Genomic DNA, 16,904 nt, shown 5'->3' with positions numbered 1-16,904 from the left:
ACGAACTTATGTTCGTCATATCTGTCACAGGGGTGGCCAAGAGGTTTATGTACGGGCGATTCATCTCCCACCTACGCTGGGCCTCGCCCCAGACGCTTAGAGGTGGGAGAATTCTCGCTTAATTATGTTAAAATTCGATAGTATCAGGGTCTGGACCGATGCGTTCATGTGTCGCGACCGCATCGATTTTCGCCATATCGTCCGCATCGAGTGTGAAGTCGAAGACGTTGAAGTTTTCTTCGATCCGGTGTGGTGTGACCGATTTCGGCAAGGCGACGTTCCCTGTCTCTAAGTGCCAACGGAGGACGACTTGGGCCGGTGTCTTCCCATGCTTGTCAGCGATTTCGGCAAACACCGGGACATCGAGGAATTTTCCTTGCATGAGCGGGCTCCACGCCTCGATTTGAATACCTTCATCTTGGCAGTACTCGACGAGGTCCGGTTGCGGGAGTTGCGGATGAAGTTCGACTTGGTTGATGAGTGGCGTCATCAGACCCGCTTCTTTCAACGCTTCAAGATGATGCTCTTTGAAGTTCGAGACGCCGATCGCTTTGATTTTTCCGGCCTCATACAAGTCGACAAGATCTTTCCAAGCGGCGACGAAACCGTCGACCGGCCAGTGAAGCAGGCACAAGTCCAAATAGTCGGTCTCGAGGCGAGCGAGCGACTCGTCGAACGCATCCTTCGTCCGTCCTTGACGAATGTCCTCGTTCCAAATCTTCGACGTCAAAAAGATGTCGGCGCGGTTGACGCCTGAAGTCATAATCCCTTTGGCGACGCCTTCTTCGTTTTTATAGATAGCCGCCGTATCGATGTGGCGGTACCCGACTTTCAACGCCTCGGCGACAGCTTGCGGTGCCTCGGTCTCATTGTCTACTTGCCAGACGCCAAATCCGATCATCGGGATTTGAACGCCGTTTCGTAACGTTGCGAGTTGCATAAATCATTCCCCTTTCTAATCTGTCGAGCTGATTGTAACATACCCGACATCTTATTCCGAAAAACTAAATCGTCAAGTCTTTCCGTGTGAACCAGCCATAGCAAGTGACGATGATCAACACGTTCAGCGCTGTCAGCCAAAACAACGACAACCAAACCGAATCGCCTTGAATCAATGCGTTCGCGTCAAATAGAGAGAACATCGACAGGTTTCGCAACCAGTCGAGTTGATCGCTGAAGCCTGAGAAGATGTTGGCAATCAAGAAGATTGAAAAGATGCCGCCCGTAACCATGTACGACCGGGTGCTGTCATCGAACAGGCTCGCGAGCACGTAAGCGAGCGACCCGAGGACGAGCAAGATGAGACCGGCGTTGAGTTGCAACGTCCACAACAGACCGCTATCGATGTTTAAGTCGAACAACACGTTCGCGAGCATGAGGCTTAGCCCGTTCAACCCGACGAACAAGACGGTCGCGATGACCAGCAAGGCGATACTCGCCGTCACGTAGCCGCTTCTTGAAATCGGGGCCGCCATGTAGAGCATGACCTCGCCCGAGTCGACCGGTTTGGCCATGAGCCTTGACGCGAACGTCAACGCGAACAAGATGGCGAGCACGTAGAAGATGAGCCCATAATAGTTCCCGGCGAGCAGGTTGATGACGTTGTCCATCGCGAGATTCGGGTCGATCTTGAACACGTCGAGCAGCTCTGGCGGTAGTGAATCGAGCTTCCCTTCGATCAGGCCGGTCTCTTGAATCGATGGGAAGATGGCCGCCAAGAAGAACAAGTACACACTCGTCCCGAGCGCGTAACCTAATATCCAACCCCGATTTTGCTTGAACAGTGACGATACGAGTACCATTTAAGTCGCCTCCCCGTAATATTGCATGAACATGTGCTCGAGTTCGTCGGTGCCGCTCGTCAAAGACGCGATGTCGTGACGGGCGAGCAGCTCGATCAAGCCGTTCAACTCTTCTGACGTCGATAACGACACCGTGACGAATGTCTGTTCACGTGTCCCGATCTGTTCGCTCAATTTGATCGCCGCCGCCTCGTCTTTCATGCCGATGCGATACGTCTTTTTGCTTCGCCGTTTCAGCTCCGCCATCTCTTCTTCGATGATCATCCGGCCGTCGCGGATGAGGGCGGCCCGGTCACACGTCTTCTCCATCTCCGGGAAGTGGTGCGAGCTCATCAAAATCGCTTTCCCGGCCGCTTTTTCAGCGAGCACCCATTCGACGAGACGCTCTTGCATGAGCGGGTCGAGCCCGCTCGTCGGCTCGTCGAGGACATATACAGGAACGTCTTTCATGAAACACGTGACGATGGCGAGTTTTTGCTTCATCCCTTTCGACATCTTCCGGACTTTCAAACCCGTATCGAAAGCGAACACGTCGAGCAATTGACGCTCCCGCTCCGCACTCGTCACGTGAAGACGTCTCGTGAGACGAATGACTTCTTCCCCGGTCATGTCTTGCGGGTAGTTGATCTCACCTGGCAAATAGCCGACGAGCGCCTTCACCGTCTCGGTCTCCTTCCAGCAGTCATGCCCCATCACGGTCGCTTTCCCTGAGTCGGCGTGGAGCAGTCCCATCAAATGACGAATCGTCGTCGACTTCCCGGCCCCGTTCGGACCGATGAAGCCGAAAACGGTGCCGGGCTCGACACGGAACGAGACGTCGAAAATGCCGTGCGTCTGGTCAAACCGTTTCGTCAACTTTTCAATTTGGATCATTTCGCCCTCTCCTTTTTGAAATATAAACATGATATGATTACAAAACTAGTATATCACGTTATTTTTTGAAATGGAAATGGTATATTGATTACAAAACAATGGAGAAGAGGGATGAAGGTGGACGGTTTTACGAAACGGACAGAGACGAAACAACGGGCCATACTTGATGCCGCCAAGTCGCTGATGGGCGAGAAGCAGTCACGCTTCACGATCAGTGAACTTGCCCGCTCTGCCTCAGTCTCACCTGTCTCAATTTACAATTACTTCGGCTCGAAGGAACAAGTCGTCCTTCAAGTGCTCACGCGTCTGACCGAAGATGAGATGGGCTGGATCGAGGAGCGCATCGGGGAACACATCCCGTTCGAGGAGTTACTGATTGAGATATTAAGACGGAAAATTGAATCGGCGGCATTGTTCGATGACGCGGTGTTATCAATCGTCACGGCCGACCCGTCATGGCAACAACTCGCGGCCCGTGGCTATGCCGCGTTTCGAAGCTTGATCGAGTACGGCAAGACGACCGGGGCGATCGACCCAGACGTATCGACCGATGCTTACCTTCGTTACGTTCGCTTGATGCAACAGGCAGTTTTATCAGATCCAGATTTCACTTCGCACGAAATGACCGAGACGATGCAGGAGTATTTTCATTTTTTCTTGCACGGGATCATGCGACGAAGCCGTTAAAACAGGCGACAATCCGCGGATTGTCGCCTGTTTCGTTCACTGCAGTTGTCGGTAGACATGGTCTTCTATCGGATAAAGCGACAGATCAAGTTCGCAGTCTCCCGTCAGCACCAAGTCTGCAAGCACTTTGCCGATAAACGGGCCGACCGTCAAGCCCGATGAACCGAGACCGTTGGCGACGAGTAATTTCTCTGCCCCCGGCACACGACCGAGAATCGGGATCGAGTTCGGTGTGACCGGACGGAAACCGACACGCGTCTCGATCAATTCGGCTTCTGCTAAGCCAGGCGCCGACTCCAGACCTTTTGCGAGCACTTCATGGACACCGATCGCCGTCGGGCGTGCGTCGAACGCCTTGCCCCGCTCATGCGTCGAACCGATGACGACCCGACCCCCTTCGAACCCGAGCAAATACCGGCGTCGCGGCGGCATGACGACCGGCCAATCTGACGCATCGACGTTTGGTAACTGGACGTGGACGATTTGCGCTTTCTCCCCCGAGACGCGTGCCGTATAACCGATCGGCTCGAGCAGTTCAGGCAACCAGGCCCCACACGCCAAAATGATTTCGTCCGCATCGTAGCGGACGCCGTCACATTCGACGTGATAGCCGTCTTCTTCGACGAGAACGGCAGAGCCGTCGATAAGTTTCACGCCACGTTTGACGGCGACACGTTCGAGCGCCGCGCGCAACTTCTCGCCATCGACGCGGGCCCCGCCCTCGACGAGGAGCGCATCGTATTCATCTGACAGCGGTGGGAAAAGAACTTTCGCCTCTTCAGCCGACAGTCGAGTTAACTCACCGATCTCTGGTGCCTCTTCCCGGCGCAGCGTCGTCCGCTCAAGCATCTCGTTCAACTTCTTGTCTTCATGCAACGCGAGCGTCCCGACGCGTTTATAGCCGGTATCACGCTCACCCTCATTCATTAACTCGGCGACGACGTCTCTATAATAGCGGGCACCGCCTTTGGCGAGCGCGTACCAGGCTTTATTGCGGCGTTGGGCGATCCACGGACAGACGATGCCTGCGGCCGCGTCGGTCGCCCGGGCCACTTCTTTTCGATCGATGACGGTGACGTCGGCTTTCCCGGCCAAATGATAGGCAGCCGAGATGCCGACGATGCCCGAACCGATGATAATAATTTTTTTCATAAGTTTCGCCCCCTTTAATCGCGAGGGCGGTCACATCCTTTCCTGTCTTCCTAAAAAAATCATCGGCCCAAGGCCGATGATCAGTCTCGCATCGCGAGGCGGTACAATAAGTCGAGCAATTCGATATAGAGCCAGACGAGCGTCACAATCAATCCGAACGCCGCCACCCATTCCAACTGCTTCGGTGCCCGGGCTTCGACTTGACGTGCGATATAGTCGAAGTCGAGGACGAGCGCGAGTGAGGCGATGATGACGATGACGAACTGGACACCGATCGCGAGCGGTGACGACCCCGTCATGAACGGAAGTCCGGAACCGAAGAAACTCATGCCGATCTGGACGAGATACAATAGCATGACCGTGAAGATCGCGGCCGTGACACCGGCCCGGAACTTTTGCGTCACTTTGACGAGCCCGGTCGAATAGACGAACCACATCGCGAACGCGACGATAAATGTCGTCAAGACGGCGCGACCGACGATGCCCGGTGCCATCGCTTCAAAGAAGTACGAAATCGAACCGACGAACACCCCTTCGACGATGCCGTAGAGTGGTGCGACGACAGGCGCCGTGTTCGGTTTGAAGGTGATGATGAGCGCCATGATCAAGCCAAGAATGAGCGAGCCGATCATGAGTGGGAACAAGAGCGCTTCCCCGATCGTCGGAACGAGCAGCCATGTCGTACCAGCCGCGGCCGTCACGAGCAAGAGCAACGTGAACACTTTCGACCACGTACCGGCTTTCGTCATCGGCTCTGTGCTATAAGCAGTCGACTCCATCGATTTACGGAGAATTGGGTTAGATTTTAAGTTCAACTGTAGAAATCTCCTTTATTCTTTTTTCAGTTTTTGGTCATGACCTTGATAAACTCACGCATATAGTCGGGCAGATCTGGCGGACGACGGCTCGAGACGATATGGCCATCGACGACGACCGGCTCATCGTGCCAGATCGCGCCCGCGTTTTCCATGTCGTCTTTAATGCCCGGTGTACTCGTCACGTTGACGCCTTGAAGAATGTTGGCTGAAATCAATACCCAGCCCGCGTGACAGATTTGACCGATCGGCCGTTTTTGCTCATCCATGTAGCGGACGAACCCTTTCACCGAGTCGAAACGGCGCAACAAGTCGGGCGACCAGCCGCCCGGGACGAGCAACGCATCATACGACGAGATGTCGACGTCGTCGAACGCCACGTCCGACTTGGCCGGGACGCCATACTTCCCAATATAAGCGTGATCCGCTTTCTCGCCAGCGAGAATGACGTTCGCCCCTTCTTCACGTAACCGGTGGACCGGATACCAGAGTTCTAAATCTTCAAAGTCGTCACTGACGATCTGCAAAATATTCATACCTTGTAACTTCATCGAATCCCTCCCTTTAATTGTCTTTCCCTAGTATACCCGAAATCGGACATCCCGAAAACGAATAATCACTGTCTCGTAGCTGTATATCGATTTTACAGTCAAGAAATCATCTACATCTTGTGGTAGATGTGATAACGTTAGAGATGAATGATTGAAAAGGGGGCACACCTACCATGAAACAATACCACGACTTATGTAACCATATTCTCGACCACGGCGTCGTCAAAGAAGACCGGACCGGTACCGGCACGACGAGCGTGTTCGGCTATCAGATGCGCTTCAACCTGCAGGACGGGTTCCCGCTCATCACGACAAAGAAATTACATACGCGCTCGATCATCCATGAACTGCTTTGGTTCATCTCTGGCGACACGAACGTCCGTTACCTACAAGACAACGGTGTCCGTATCTGGAACGAATGGGCGGATGAGGACGGCAATCTTGGCCCGGTATACGGTGCCCAGTGGCGCTCGTTCCCGAAACCAGACGGCTCGAGTGTCGATCAACTCGCCCAAGTGATCGAACAGATCAAGACGAATCCCGACTCTCGTCGACTCGTCGTGTCTGCTTGGAACCCTGGTCAACTCGATGACATGGCGCTCCCGCCGTGCCATCTGTTGTTCCAGTTTTACGTCGCCGACGGCAAACTGTCGTGCCAGTTGTATCAACGCAGCGCCGACACGTTCCTCGGCGTGCCGTTCAATATCGCGTCATACGCTTTGTTGACGCACATGGTCGCCCACGTGACCGGTCTTGAGGTCGGCGATTTCGTCCACACGCTCGGTGACGCGCACATCTATCATAATCACCTCGAGCAAGTGAAGCTGCAGCTGACGCGTGACACGCGCCCGCTTCCGAAACTGAACATCTTGCGTGACGTATCATCGATCGAGGACTTCCGGTTCGAGGACTTTGAACTCGTCGGTTACGACCCGCACCCGCACATTAAAGGAGCGGTCAGCGTATGATCATCCATGTCGTCGCTTGTGGATCGAATCGTGAAATCGGGAAAGACAACGGCTTGCTCTGGCGCCTGCCTGACGACTTGAAATACTTCAAAGCCGTCACTACGGGTCAGACAATCGTCATGGGACGAAAGACGTTTGAATCGATCGGCCGGGCGCTCCCAAACCGGCGCAACATCGTCGTCACATCGAACCGTGAGTTTTCAGCACCCGATGTCGAAGTCTGGCACGACCTCGATCGCATCCTCACCGCACGCGACACCGAGGACTTCTTGGTCATCGGCGGGGCGACGCTTTATGAACAGACGATGCCAGTCACCGAACGCTTCTATATTACCGAGGTCGACGGGACGTTCGAGGCGGACACGTATTACCCGCTCACGCCGCAAAATCTCATCGTCACGGACGAACGGTTCCATCCGAAAGATGAGCGGCATGATTATAGTTTCACGTTCCGCCAATACGACAAAAAAGACATCGAATGAGATCGATGTCTTTTTCAATCCGGTAATTTTTCAAGCCATTGCTCAATTTTTTCTGTGATGACGTCGTTACGGTCTTGCTCCGCCAAATCATCGTACAGCGTCCCGAGCTCGGTCGCCGTCCGCTTCGTGACGGCAAGGATATGGCTATACTTGCCGCGTTGTTCTTTCACGGCCGATAGCGTTCCTTTCGTCGAGGTCGACCCTGACTCGTCTAAGATGAACATCTCGACGTTATCGTTACAGGCGTATAAGTCGTACGGCCGATAGACGACCTCGTAGCGCCGATGCTGTTTCGGCAGCTGTTCGGCGAGTGAGGCGTATTTTTGCGGGCTCATCGTCACGTAAGCGAGACGCTTCTCTTCTCGAACTGCAGACGAATAACGGATGATGCGGTTACGCCCGTCACGCTTCGCTTTATACAAGGCCTCGTCGGCATAGGCGCACCACTCTCCGAGCGTCATCCCGGTCTCGCAGACGCGCGTATAACCGATCGACACGGTGACATGGTGCTCGTAAGGAAACTCCATCTGCTCGATCCGCGTCCTGACCCGTTCAAGTACCGCGTCGACGACGGTCCGGTCGGAAACGTTAAGGATGACCAAAAACTCTTCGCCGCCGTACCGAATCAACTCATCGCTCGAGCGGATGGCTAGACGGATCTCTTCGGCGATGCGATGCAACACTTCGTCGCCATACGCATGGCCAAACGTGTCATTTAACTGCTTAAAGTGATCGATGTCTAAAAGTGCGAGCGTGAAGCTCTCTCCGGAACGCTCTAACCGGGAGACGAACCGGCTGAACGTCGCTTTTAAGTATTTACGGTTAAAAGCGCCCGTCAATTCATCGACGAGAAGCGCGTTCGAGACGAGCCGTGCCTTTTCAATATGTAAGCCGAGCCGGACGAGCCGTTCTTCCATCGGGATCCACGATTCCCAGTAATCATCAAAGCCGTATGAATAAGCGGCCAAGCGATAATGCTCATTCGTCCCGATGACGATGAGCGGCACATAGAGTTTCTTCATTTTGCTGACGAACGACTGAATGTCTCGCTCTGGGAAGTGAGACCATAGTTCGACATCCATGACGATCGCTTTCGGGACGTCTTCATAATCGTACTCGACCGCTTCTGCGATCGTCTGCAGAAACACCGGCCTCGCCCCTAACTTTTCAACTCTCGGTTTGTAGCGACTAAACGTAGAGAAACTACCCGATAAAATCAATACTAAGTCTTCATCTTCTTGTTCGATTCCCAAAACCGTATGAATATAACGTTTGACCGGCGCAATCAACGCAATCGCTTCTGACTGCGTCAAGACGGGCGGCAGCTCACGCACGTCAGACTCGACCCGGCTAAAAATCTCAAGCAGATGCATGAGTCGACGATTTTTGACTTCCGTTTTCATCCAATCCAATAAAAATTCGATTTCGGTTTTTTGAATCTGTCTAGCTTCCGTGATTTTCGCCAAAATTCTATGTACTTGATCTGTGAGTTGATGTTGCTCCATGCCCGCCCCCCCAGTTTCGCTCTCCCCGATATTCGCTTCTGTCTCTGATTATGCGACTTCACCCACGAAAATACAACTATTTCCTCATTTAATTCCTATTGTTTGACATTAATCTAGTTCAAACGTCCTATAAAATCAAAAAAAAAGCGGTTCAAAGACCGCTCTTCCTGTTATTTTCCAACTTTTAGATTAGGTGATGTCATCTCTTCCGGACGAATCCACTGGTCGAACTGCTCTTCGGTCAATAGACCTGTCTCGAGCGCTGACTCTTTCAATGAGATGCCTTTTTTATGGGCATGCTTGGCAATCTTCGCAGCATTTTCGTAGCCGATGTGCGGATTCAACGCCGTGACGAGCATAAGGGAGCGTTCGACGTTATGGGCGATCACATCTAAATCCGGCTCGATCCCGACGGCACAGTGAACGTCGAACGAATGAAGGCTGTCTGTCAATAAACGGCACGTCTGTAAAAAGTTGTACATGATGACCGGCTTAAAGACGTTCAATTCGAAGTTCCCTTGGCTCGCGCCGAACCCGATCGTCGTATCGTTGCCGAGCACTTGGGCCGCGACCATCGTCAACGCCTCACTTTGCGTCGGGTTCACTTTTCCAGGCATGATTGAGCTACCCGGTTCATTTTCAGGAATCGTGATCTCACCAATCCCGGCACGAGGACCAGAAGCGAGCCAGCGGACGTCGTTGGCGATCTTCATCGCGTCCATCGCGAGCGCCTTCAACGCCCCGTGCGTGAAGACGAGTTGATCGTGACTCGTGAGCGCGTGGAACTTGTTCACGGCTGTCACGAAACGTTTACCGGTCTCAGTCGAAATTTTGGCAGCGACAACTTCACCGAAATCCGGGTGCGCGTTGATGCCTGTCCCGACCGCTGTCCCTCCGAGCGCGAGTTCTGTTAACGGTTCAAGCGTCCGTTCAATCATCTGTTTCGATAGTTCAAGCATGCGGACCCAGCCGCTGATCTCTTGCCCGAGCGTGACCGGCGTCGCGTCCTGCAAGTGGGTGCGCCCGATCTTCACGACGTCCATATACGTTTCGGCTTTCTTGTCGAGCGTCGCATGGAGCGCTTCGATCGCCGGAATGACTTTATCCTCGACGGCAAGGATGGCGGCGATATGCATCGCAGTCGGATACGTGTCGTTTGAACTTTGTGACTTGTTGACGTCATCGTTCGGATGAATCGTCAGCGACTGCCCGCGTGCTTTTAACTTGTCGTTCGCCAAGTGGGCGATCACTTCGTTGACGTTCATATTGGATTGTGTGCCTGATCCTGTCTGCCAGACGACGAGTGGGAACTCGGCGTCATGGTCACCCGCCACAATCTCATCTGCGACCTCGGCGATGATGTCCGCCTTGCCTTGCTCGAGGACCCCTAATTCAGCGTTGGCCAAGGCCGCGCCTTTTTTCAGAATCGCGAACGCATGAACGACTTCGAGCGGCATTTTCTCCGTCCCGATTTTAAAGTTCTCTAAGCTTCGTTGTGTTTGTGCTCCCCATTTTGCTGAAGCTGGGACGTTGATTTCCCCCATCGTGTCCCGTTCGATCCGATAATCCATGAAAATTCCCCCTCTTTTTTTGACTACGCTTTCATTTTAGCGAAATTTTTGCAAAAAAGAAACGTGCGCCTATGAGAATCGAAAAAAAGTCGAGACACGTCTCGACTTCTTCATCTACCAAGCAGCGCTGCCTTTGCGACCGCGTCAGCCCGGTTATCTGCCCGTGGGATCCACTTGATGAACGTGACCGGCAGTTCGTCGTAGGTGATCAACGCCTCAAGAAATAGCGGTTTGACCGATTTGTCTTTCATAAAGCGTTGCTCGAGCGCACGCACGATTGTCTCGGCGTCTGAATAAAACAGGAACGTCGACTCCCCTTCGAGCGCTTCAGCTTGTTTGAGCGCGAAGACGAGTGCCGCGAGCTCGGCTTGAACGCTCGATAGCCCGGTCCGCTTCTCTGTGAACGTAACGACCGTCCCATCGGACGCCTTTAGCCAGACACCGAGCCCGTTCTCCCCGGTCTGTTGATTCGTGGCCGCGTCAAAATAAACGTGAACCAAAGCGGTACGCCTCCCAGTCGGTCTCGATCGGAGCGTCGATATCGATTTGTGACAGACGCTTCGACAGCAACGCGACTTCTTCGTGCCCGTCCAATTTTTTCGCATACTTTTGGTGTGCTTCAAGCAACTGTTCCGTTCGCAACAGCTCGTATAACTGCTCGACGGTATCGTATGACTGCACGAGGATCGTCGCCGTCTTTGGGCCGATCCCTTTGACGCCCGGAATGTTGTCCGACGCATCGCCTTGGAGCGCCTTCACATCGACGAACTGTAACGGTCTCACCCCGTACGTCGCTTCGAACAATTCCCGGCTCATCAACAGTTCCTCGCCTTTTTTAGGGACAATTTGAAACACGTTCGAAGATAACAGTTGATGCAAGTCCCGGTCGGACGAGTACATGTACGATTCCCCGGGGAACGCCGTCGCGACGGCCCCCATCAAATCGTCCGCCTCGTACCCGGCCAGCTCGGACTGAAAGATGCCGCGTTCCGTGAGGGCGGCCCGCAGTTTGACGTAATCATGAAACAACGGTTCCGGCAGACCGGTCCGGGTCGCCTTATAGTCGGGGAACAAGGCGAACCGATGGGTCGTCTCTCTTGGTCCGTCCCAAAAGAAAGCGATATGGGTAAACTCGTTCGTCCAGCCGTCGACTTTACGAAGCAAACCTTTCAACGTCACTTCGGGGTCGAGCGCCCGGCGCCGTTCGGTCGCAAAATAATAACGCGATAATAAGTTAAATCCATCTACTAGCATCAACCTCATCGTTCATTCACCTCACAAGCTTTCATCCCGCGTTCAAGCGCTTCCCGGTCAAGTTCTTTGCCGATCCAGACAAAAACAGACCGGGTATCGTCGCTCGGTTCATTGGCGAACGTCGCGCCCATCAACTGGTTCGTCGCCTGGACGACAAATTTTGAAGACTCGCCTTCAATACGGACAATCGCTTTGAGACGATAGACGTCTTGTTCATAGTGCATGAGCACTTCTCTGACGTAACGCGTGACCCGCTCGCGGTTTAACGGCACGTCGGTCGTGATCGTGATAGCCCGCAGCGTCGAGACGGACGTATGTCCGGCTGTCAGCTCGCCGAGCAGACGTTCATCGATGCGGGAGAGCTGGAACGTGTTCTCGAGTAACTCATACGCTCCGACCGTCTGCTCGGTCTCGATGACACGTACGGTCGGGTTCAATTCACGAATCCGGCCGTGGGCACGCTCGAGCTCGGCCTCGCTGACGAGATCGACTTTGTTGAGCAAGATCACATCGGCATAGGCGATTTGATGGATACCTTCGATGAACAGTTCGCGGTCCATCTGGCTCGCATCGACGACGGTCAAAATCGCCGTCAGTTTAAAGCGCGAGCGTAAGTAATCGTCGTAATAAATCGTCTGGATGATTGGGGCCGGGTCGGCAACACCTGTCGTCTCGATGACGATGCGATCGAACGACTCGCCTCGCGAGGCGAGTCGATAAAACGTCTTGCTCAAATCATTTTGGATCGAACAACAAATACAACCGTTCGACAGTTCGATCTGTTCTTGATCCATGTTGACGATCAATTGTTCGTCAATGTTGACCGAGCCGAGCTCGTTGACGATCAAGAGCAATCGTTCGTCCGTCGCTTCTAAAAGACGGTTCATATATGTCGTTTTTCCGGCGCCTAAAAAGCCGGTCACTAATTGCACGGGAATCATGCCTTGCACCTCACTTTATAAATTTTCGTGGACCCGTGCCCACTTCTCGTAGCGAGCGTCCAACAAGTCGATCAAATGGAGCAGCCACCCTTCGGTCGTGGCCGGCAGGACGCTAGAACCCCATTCCCGTTTTCCGTGGTGGGACAAGATCATATGCCAAATCCGGTGGTGGACGTCAAGCGGCAACGTGATGCCGGCGGCTTGTTGACTCTTCTCGAACAACAGCCCTCCGTATGGCATGTGACCGACCAGACTCCCCATCGGATTGATGGCGATCCCTGTCGTCTCACTCGTGCCGGTGACGTAAAACAGCTGCTCGAACCGTCTCGGTGACGACAACAGATGACTGTATTCGAACAATTTGCCGATATCATGGAACAAGATACCGAGCGCGAGTTCGTCCCAGCGGAGCGGTTCTTTCAGTTCTGCCATCGCCTCACACGCCGTATAGAGCGACTCAAACGTCCCACGGAACGCCTGCTCGACTTTAACACCGTTCATCGTATTCCATACGTCTACTTTGTGCAACTGCTCGGCTTCTTTGATGATCCGGAACGCAGTCGCCAAATAATCGTCTTGCTCTTGGATGCGGTAACCGAGTCGCAACATGCAGACTGTATGTTTTAACAGTCCACCGACGTAGTTGTGGTGATGGTAGAGCGCAGCCGGAGCCAACACGAAATCGTCCCAATATTGATCGAGGAGCGCCAGCGCGATCGCCTCATAGTCCGGAGACAGCGTCGACAAAATCGAGAACAGCTCTTCGGCATACTGATCGAACGTCTCGTCGCCTGGAAGTCCAGGCAAGAGCGACACCGCCTCGTCACGAGACATCGGTTGGGCCCGGTCGATCGTGATCGATTTGGCACCGTCCGGCTTCGGATAGACGTCGATCTTTCCTTCTAAGGCGATCACGCCCGATTCGTAAATCGGTAGCAGTTGGTCTTCGTTGCCCCGTAGCCAATGTTTGGCCCGGATCAGCCCGCCTGACGTCGTCAAATTGAGCTGCAACCATTTGGCGCCAGACTTGCCTTCACGGACCTCGACCGAACTGACGAGCGCATTCGTCTGAATCGGTGTCCCGTCCGACAAATCCGTTAGCCGAAGTGTCGACTTCTCGACTTTCGGAACTTGAAACCGGGCCCGGTCGAACGTACCACTACCTGTGACCGCGTCGATCTGTTGATAATAATTCATGATATGACCCCCTTTTTCTTCTCTTTGCCCATTGTATCGTGTTTTATCGTTCGAGGCGAACATACTTTCGTTACTGGTCAGAAACTTGCGAGGAATATATTGAAAGCGCTTACCTATATTGTTACGATATAAGTAGTTACAAAAAGGGGGAATGATGATGATTTCACTACTAGACACGTATGAACGGTTGATCGCGACAGGGGAAGCGGCACGTTATGCAGATGTCCATCCAACGATTGACGGTATCCTTGAAGGGGCGGTCTGTCCCGTATCAGACAATGAGCTTGAGCAGGCAGTCGCCGGTCACGCCGGAAATCCATATACGCACGACGACCTCATCGACTCGGTCGTCGCGCATGAGATGAAAGGGGCGATGGCCGCTTTAATCGTCTCAGGGTATCCGGTGCAAACACCGCTCGCGAAAGCGGTCGTCTTATCTGCCTTCGCCCGGACGAACCGGATGAATATCGATAAGCTGAAAGAGCTCGGTCACGCCGACCTGCTCGTCCGCATCCAGTCGGCCGACCGCTCGTGGAAACGGACGTATACGCACTTGTATCGGTCGAGTCCCGCCCAAATGTGCGAGCAACTCGACTCGTTGCTCGGTGGCTGCGCCATCCATCGCGTCCTCGAGGCGCTCCATGATGACCGCAACATAAAAACGGCATAAGAAAAGAGCGGTCCCCGGGCCGCTCTTTTCTTATGCTTCAATTAACCTTCCGTCATCTCGACCGCTTCCGGTTCGAACAACGTGACGTTCCGTGCTGGCGAGAACGTCGAAATCGCATGTTTATAAATCAACTGTTGGCGCCCTTCCGACTCGACGATCACTGTGAAGTTGTCAAATGATTTGATGACTCCGCGAATTTGGAAGCCACTGACTAAAAACACGGTCGTCGGAACCATCTCTTTGCGCAATTGGTTCAGAAAATGATCTTGGATGTTATAGCTTGCCTTCATGTTGCATTCCCCCTAGTCTATGTCTCGTTCAAATAATCGGAATTTTCGAAAAAACTCCTCAACCTCATCATAGATATTTTTATACGATAGTTCAAATGATTTCTTTCCCATATCTACCCAAATCCCATCAAATTGATGACGGAACCACGTTAATTGCCGTTTTGCAAACTGGCGTGTATGTTGTTTTAACGTCTCGGTCATCCGCTCTCGCGTCAGCTTCCCGTCTAAGTATGGCACGACTTCTTTATAGCCGATGGCCCGTAGCGCCTGTGTCTCCCGGTACCCGGCACGCAATAAGCGCTCGACTTCTTCGATGAGACCCGCTTCGATCATCAAATCGACGCGATGATTGATCCGCTCATATAAGACGTCGCGATCGGCGTGCAGGACGAACAACTTATAATCGTAATGCTCAGATGGGGCACTATCCATTGCCTGCTCGTCACCTGAGAGCGCGACTTCGAGGGCACGGATGACACGGCGGACATTATTTGGATGAATGATGTCCGCGCGCCTCGGGTCGAGGCCACGCAAGCGATCATGTAACGCCTCGGCGCCGTGTGCTTCCGCTTCGGCTTCTAGCGCTGCACGCAGTTCCGTATCGACTGGTCGCTCCGTGAACTCGTAATCGTATAAAATCGCCCGAATATACAGGCCCGTTCCACCGACTACAATCGGCACCTTCCCGCGCGAGTAGATATCGTCGATCGCCGCGCGGGCGAGACGTTGAAATTTGGCGACGCTCATCGCTTCATCCGGGTCACAAATGTCGATCAAATGATGCGGTACGCCTTCCGCCTCTTCGACCGTCACTTTGGCGGAACCGATATCCATTCCGCGGTACACTTGGACCGAGTCGCCTGATACGATTTCTCCGTCGAACGCCTTGGCGAGCTCGATGCCCGTCTTCGTCTTCCCGACTGCCGTCGGCCCAACGATCACGATGACTGGTGTCTTTTTCATTTCTGTCACTCCTCAAACGAAAGACCGTTCCTAAAAAGGAAACGGCCCGTCAAATTCTTCTTTTAATTGTATCATCAAATACGACCGCAAACAGCATCCAACCGCAGATTAATAAACCGAGCAGTAAAATCAAGCCATCACTCATCTGTGACCGCCTCCTTTACCTACTCCTTTCCCACTTTTCACACTTTAGACACAATTTAACATGCAAACTAAAAACGCTCAGGATGAGCGTTTTTAGTTTGCCGTCTCGACTTGGCGTTTGAACCGCGACATCGCGAAGGCAAAGTAGAGGACAGCCGTACCGCTCGCCGCCCACCAAATGACGTCATAGAGTGGCGTCATCAAATTGGCCAAGCCGAGCAGTGCGGGTACGATCAATGTCAACCAAGCGAGGACGAAGGCGACGCGTGCTATCACGCCGTCGATCGCTCGTTCCAGCGCCATCCCATAGAAGAATAATCCCCAAAGGAACGACCAGAACAGCCACGACACCGCGCCCATGCTGTCACCGTTCGCGAACCCGACGACGGCGTAAAATAGTGCCGAAATCGCGACGAACAGTGAGAACCAGCCGACACCGCGTCCGTCCAAGTTAAAGATGAACGTCACACCGACGTACAAATACGTGAATGCGAACAAGTAAATACCTGCGTATCCAAACAGTTCTGACGGGCTCGCCCCGATGACAAGCCATGTCGCAATGAACGTCTGAAACATACCGGTGAACAGGCTGAACACCCCGGCACTTTTCATATCGACTTTCCCAAACAGGACGAGGCTGTTAATGAACAGTGCCACGCCGCCGAACAACAAACTAATATTCCCCACAATGATTGCTCCTTTGTATAGATGTCTGACGTCTGATTCGATACGTCCACTGTACATTGGATTCGCTTTCAACGCAAGAGGGAAATGATTCGTTCACAGGGTGGACTCACCTTCCAAACTAAAAACATCTCTTCCACGTGGGAGAGGGCACTGAAAAACCTCCGCTCTATCCGAGCGTGAACAGAAAAAAGGGCGATTGGACCGACTCAAGTCGGGACAATCGCTCTTTTTCCTTGCCCTTATCCTGTTTTTTCTTTTGAGAGGGTGATGATCCGCTTCAGGTTTACCGCGATGATCGCCATCACGCTCTGTAACGTCATGCCTTTCAGGTCTGACGTTTTGTTTCGCGCCA

At 53.2% G+C, this 16,904-nt stretch carries 19 protein-coding genes; 4 read left to right on the top strand and 15 right to left on the bottom strand.

Features of this window, described 5'->3' with window-relative positions:
* Positions 1–127: 127 nt before the first annotated feature.
* The 3 genes from EVJ26_RS13915 to EVJ26_RS13905 form a co-directional block, all read right to left on the bottom strand.
* Positions 128–940, bottom strand: a complete 813-nt coding sequence (locus tag EVJ26_RS13915; protein WP_131470766.1) for an aldo/keto reductase — start codon at positions 938–940, stop codon at positions 128–130.
* A 64-nt stretch (positions 941–1,004) separates the two neighbouring features.
* Complete coding sequence (locus tag EVJ26_RS13910) at positions 1,005–1,802, bottom strand: ABC transporter permease subunit (RefSeq protein WP_131459076.1); 798 nt, start codon at positions 1,800–1,802, stop codon at positions 1,005–1,007.
* The gene (locus EVJ26_RS13905) at positions 1,803–2,675 is read right to left on the bottom strand and encodes an ABC transporter ATP-binding protein (protein ID WP_236635596.1); all 873 of its coding nucleotides are present in this window, start codon (positions 2,673–2,675) and stop codon (positions 1,803–1,805) included.
* Positions 2,676–2,786: 111 nt separating this feature from the next.
* Between EVJ26_RS13905 and EVJ26_RS13900 the strand changes: the two genes are divergently transcribed.
* On the top strand, positions 2,787–3,362 hold the full coding sequence (locus EVJ26_RS13900) for a TetR/AcrR family transcriptional regulator (protein ID WP_236635594.1): 576 nt from the start codon (positions 2,787–2,789) through the stop codon (positions 3,360–3,362).
* Between the two features lie 36 nt (positions 3,363–3,398).
* Here EVJ26_RS13900 and EVJ26_RS13895 read toward each other — a convergent pair whose 3' ends face one another.
* The 3 genes from EVJ26_RS13895 to EVJ26_RS13885 form a co-directional block, all read right to left on the bottom strand.
* On the bottom strand, positions 3,399–4,514 hold the full coding sequence (locus EVJ26_RS13895; protein WP_131470760.1) for an NAD(P)/FAD-dependent oxidoreductase: 1,116 nt from the start codon (positions 4,512–4,514) through the stop codon (positions 3,399–3,401).
* Positions 4,515–4,594: 80 nt separating this feature from the next.
* Complete coding sequence (locus EVJ26_RS13890) at positions 4,595–5,329, bottom strand: Bax inhibitor-1/YccA family protein (RefSeq protein ID WP_084812878.1); 735 nt, start codon at positions 5,327–5,329, stop codon at positions 4,595–4,597.
* Positions 5,330–5,355: 26 nt separating this feature from the next.
* On the bottom strand, positions 5,356–5,880 hold the full coding sequence (locus EVJ26_RS13885) for a type 1 glutamine amidotransferase domain-containing protein (RefSeq protein ID WP_131459073.1): 525 nt from the start codon (positions 5,878–5,880) through the stop codon (positions 5,356–5,358).
* Positions 5,881–6,053: 173 nt separating this feature from the next.
* Here EVJ26_RS13885 and EVJ26_RS13880 point away from each other — a divergent pair, with 173 nt between their 5' ends.
* A complete protein-coding gene (locus EVJ26_RS13880) occupies positions 6,054–6,848 on the top strand; it encodes a thymidylate synthase (protein ID WP_131459072.1) in 795 nt (264 codons plus the stop codon).
* Positions 6,845–7,330 carry a dihydrofolate reductase gene (locus EVJ26_RS13875; RefSeq protein ID WP_131459071.1) on the top strand — a complete coding sequence of 162 codons (486 nt, stop codon included), beginning with the start codon at positions 6,845–6,847 and terminating at the stop codon, positions 7,328–7,330. Before EVJ26_RS13880 ends, EVJ26_RS13875 begins: the two co-directional genes overlap by 4 nt.
* 14 nt (positions 7,331–7,344) lie before the next feature.
* Here EVJ26_RS13875 and EVJ26_RS13870 read toward each other — a convergent pair whose 3' ends face one another.
* From EVJ26_RS13870 to EVJ26_RS13845, 6 genes are all read right to left on the bottom strand, one after another.
* Positions 7,345–8,835, bottom strand: a complete 1,491-nt coding sequence (locus EVJ26_RS13870) for a GGDEF domain-containing protein (protein WP_131470758.1) — start codon at positions 8,833–8,835, stop codon at positions 7,345–7,347.
* 170 nt (positions 8,836–9,005) lie between these two features.
* Positions 9,006–10,406 (bottom strand): class II fumarate hydratase, encoded by a 1,401-nt coding sequence (fumC, locus tag EVJ26_RS13865; protein ID WP_131459069.1) that lies wholly within the window; start codon positions 10,404–10,406, stop codon positions 9,006–9,008.
* A gap of 110 nt (positions 10,407–10,516) precedes the next feature.
* Positions 10,517–10,906, bottom strand: a complete 390-nt coding sequence (locus tag EVJ26_RS13860; protein WP_131470756.1) for a reverse transcriptase-like protein — start codon at positions 10,904–10,906, stop codon at positions 10,517–10,519.
* Positions 10,887–11,669 carry a 5'-3' exonuclease gene (locus EVJ26_RS13855; RefSeq protein WP_131459067.1) on the bottom strand — a complete coding sequence of 261 codons (783 nt, stop codon included), beginning with the start codon at positions 11,667–11,669 and terminating at the stop codon, positions 10,887–10,889. The genes EVJ26_RS13860 and EVJ26_RS13855 overlap by 20 nt, the downstream gene beginning before the upstream one ends.
* Entirely contained in the window at positions 11,666–12,601 is a 936-nt protein-coding gene (locus EVJ26_RS13850; protein ID WP_131459066.1) for a CobW family GTP-binding protein, read from the bottom strand. The genes EVJ26_RS13855 and EVJ26_RS13850 overlap by 4 nt, the downstream gene beginning before the upstream one ends.
* A 15-nt stretch (positions 12,602–12,616) precedes the next feature.
* Positions 12,617–13,798 carry a DNA-binding protein gene (locus tag EVJ26_RS13845; RefSeq protein WP_236635593.1) on the bottom strand — a complete coding sequence of 394 codons (1,182 nt, stop codon included), beginning with the start codon at positions 13,796–13,798 and terminating at the stop codon, positions 12,617–12,619.
* A 157-nt stretch (positions 13,799–13,955) separates the two neighbouring features.
* Between EVJ26_RS13845 and EVJ26_RS13840 the strand changes: the two genes are divergently transcribed.
* Entirely contained in the window at positions 13,956–14,468 is a 513-nt protein-coding gene (locus EVJ26_RS13840; protein WP_236633493.1) for a hypothetical protein, read from the top strand.
* Positions 14,469–14,509: 41 nt separating this feature from the next.
* On the opposite strand, the gene hfq is transcribed toward EVJ26_RS13840, so the two are convergent.
* From hfq to EVJ26_RS13825, 3 genes are all read right to left on the bottom strand, one after another.
* A complete protein-coding gene (hfq, locus tag EVJ26_RS13835) occupies positions 14,510–14,758 on the bottom strand; it encodes an RNA chaperone Hfq (RefSeq protein ID WP_016509830.1) in 249 nt (82 codons plus the stop codon).
* Between the two features lie 12 nt (positions 14,759–14,770).
* A complete protein-coding gene (gene miaA, locus EVJ26_RS13830; protein WP_070327357.1) occupies positions 14,771–15,721 on the bottom strand; it encodes a tRNA (adenosine(37)-N6)-dimethylallyltransferase MiaA in 951 nt (316 codons plus the stop codon).
* 237 nt (positions 15,722–15,958) lie between these two features.
* Positions 15,959–16,552: an AmiS/UreI family transporter gene (locus EVJ26_RS13825; RefSeq protein WP_131459062.1), complete on the bottom strand. Its 594-nt coding sequence runs from the start codon at positions 16,550–16,552 to the stop codon at positions 15,959–15,961.
* Positions 16,553–16,904: the final 352 nt, after the last annotated feature.

Source organism: Exiguobacterium sp. SH3S1, from assembly GCF_004337105.1.
Taxonomy (GTDB): Bacteria; Bacillota; Bacilli; order Exiguobacteriales; family Exiguobacteriaceae; genus Exiguobacterium; species Exiguobacterium aurantiacum_A.
Note: the sequence above shows the minus strand (reverse complement) of the source record. Positions and strands in the feature narration are given on the sequence as shown.

Coding starts and splice junctions, on each gene's coding strand:
- EVJ26_RS13915 (WP_131470766.1), bottom strand. CDS start 940: ATGCAACTCGCAACGTTACGAAACGGCGTTCAAATCCCGATGATCGGA.
- EVJ26_RS13910 (WP_131459076.1), bottom strand. CDS start 1,802: ATGGTACTCGTATCGTCACTGTTCAAGCAAAATCGGGGTTGGATATTA.
- EVJ26_RS13905 (WP_236635596.1), bottom strand. CDS start 2,675: ATGATCCAAATTGAAAAGTTGACGAAACGGTTTGACCAGACGCACGGC.
- EVJ26_RS13900 (WP_236635594.1), top strand. CDS start 2,787: ATGAAGGTGGACGGTTTTACGAAACGGACAGAGACGAAACAACGGGCC.
- EVJ26_RS13895 (WP_131470760.1), bottom strand. CDS start 4,514: ATGAAAAAAATTATTATCATCGGTTCGGGCATCGTCGGCATCTCGGCT.
- EVJ26_RS13885 (WP_131459073.1), bottom strand. CDS start 5,880: ATGAAGTTACAAGGTATGAATATTTTGCAGATCGTCAGTGACGACTTT.
- EVJ26_RS13880 (WP_131459072.1), top strand. CDS start 6,054: ATGAAACAATACCACGACTTATGTAACCATATTCTCGACCACGGCGTC.
- EVJ26_RS13875 (WP_131459071.1), top strand. CDS start 6,845: ATGATCATCCATGTCGTCGCTTGTGGATCGAATCGTGAAATCGGGAAA.
- EVJ26_RS13870 (WP_131470758.1), bottom strand. CDS start 8,835: ATGGAGCAACATCAACTCACAGATCAAGTACATAGAATTTTGGCGAAA.
- fumC (WP_131459069.1), bottom strand. CDS start 10,406: ATGGATTATCGGATCGAACGGGACACGATGGGGGAAATCAACGTCCCA.
- EVJ26_RS13855 (WP_131459067.1), bottom strand. CDS start 11,669: ATGAGGTTGATGCTAGTAGATGGATTTAACTTATTATCGCGTTATTAT.
- EVJ26_RS13850 (WP_131459066.1), bottom strand. CDS start 12,601: ATGATTCCCGTGCAATTAGTGACCGGCTTTTTAGGCGCCGGAAAAACG.
- EVJ26_RS13845 (WP_236635593.1), bottom strand. CDS start 13,798: ATGAATTATTATCAACAGATCGACGCGGTCACAGGTAGTGGTACGTTC.
- EVJ26_RS13840 (WP_236633493.1), top strand. CDS start 13,956: ATGATTTCACTACTAGACACGTATGAACGGTTGATCGCGACAGGGGAA.
- hfq (WP_016509830.1), bottom strand. CDS start 14,758: ATGAAGGCAAGCTATAACATCCAAGATCATTTTCTGAACCAATTGCGC.
- miaA (WP_070327357.1), bottom strand. CDS start 15,721: ATGAAAAAGACACCAGTCATCGTGATCGTTGGGCCGACGGCAGTCGGG.